At 54.1% G+C, this 1,293-nt stretch carries 1 rRNA gene; it reads right to left on the bottom strand.

Going from position 1 to position 1,293, the window contains the following annotated elements:
- A 23S ribosomal RNA gene (locus tag HMPREF1254_RS12195) occupies positions 1-1,268 on the bottom strand; the annotation flags it as partial.
- Positions 1,269-1,293: the final 25 nt, after the last annotated feature.

Here is a 1,293-nt window from a genome sequence, read left to right as displayed (position 1 = left end):
TCGTCCCCCTACATTCGACGCACATGGAATGCTCCCCTACCGATACTTTTAATGTACATTGCTATCCCGCACCTTCGGTGCCTGCCTTATACCCGATTATTATCCACGCCCGGACCCTCGACTAGTGAGCTGTTACGCACTCTTTGAATGAATGGCTGCTTCCAAGCCAACATCCTAGCTGTCACGGGGACCGGACTTCGTTAGACTAACTCAGGCAGAACTTCGGGACCTTAGATGGCGGTCTGGATTCTTCTCCTCTCGGGGACGGACCTTAGCACCCGCCCCCTTACTGCAGGGCTGCAGTGCATGAGCATTCGGAGTTCGTCAGGTCGCGATAGGCGGTGAAGCCCTCTTGACCTATCGGTCGCTCTACCTCTCATGCAGATCACCCCACGCGGCACCTAAATGCCTTTCGGGGAGTACGAGCTATCTCCAAGTTTGATTGGCCTTTCACTCCTACACACACCTCATCCAGAAGCTTTTCAACGCTTATTGGTGCGGGCCTCCATTCCGTGTTACCGGAACTTCACCCTGGACATGTGTAGATCACTTGGTTTCGCGTCTACCCCCTCCGACTCGACGGCCTGTTCAGCCTCGCTTTCACTGCGGTTGCGTGGATTATGCCACTTAACCTCGCCGGAGATGGTAACTCGTAGGTTCATTATGCAAAAGGCACGCCGTCACTGCCAAAGGCAGCTCCGACCGCTTGTAGGCGCATGGTTTCAGGATCTCTTTCACTCCTCTCGTAGAGGTGCTTTTCACCTTTCCCTCACGGTACTGGTTCGCTATCGGTCTCATGGGAGTATTTAGCCTTACCGGATGGTCCCGGCAGATTCGCGCAGAATTTCTCGTGCTCCGCGTTACTCAGGATACCGTTATGCCCGGGAATGCTTCGTGTAAGGGGCTATCACCCGCTGTGGCCGCAATTTCCATTGACGTTCCACTCACATTCCAGGTACAATGACACGGTCCTACAACCCCGGCGCCGCATTGCTACGGCGCCGGTTTGGGCTCTTCCCCGTTCGCTCGCCACTACTGGGGGAATCATTAATTTATTTTCTCTTCCTGGAGGTACTAAGATGTTTCAGTTCCCTCCGTTCGCCTCACTGATTAGCAGTGATAGCTGCCTTGTGGCAGCTGGGTTGTCCCATTCGGAAATCTCCGGATCAAAGGTTATTTGCACCTACCCGGAGCTTATCGCAGCTTATCACGTCCTTCATCGCCTCCATGAGCCAAGGCATCCGCCATGCGCCCTTGTCTACTTTCTTTCGCCACAACCGAACCTCAATCATC

Origin of the sequence: Prevotella sp. BV3P1 (assembly GCF_000479005.1) — a bacterium.
GTDB lineage: Bacteria > Bacteroidota > Bacteroidia > Bacteroidales > Bacteroidaceae > Prevotella.
This window is presented reverse-complemented; position numbering and strand designations above follow the sequence as displayed.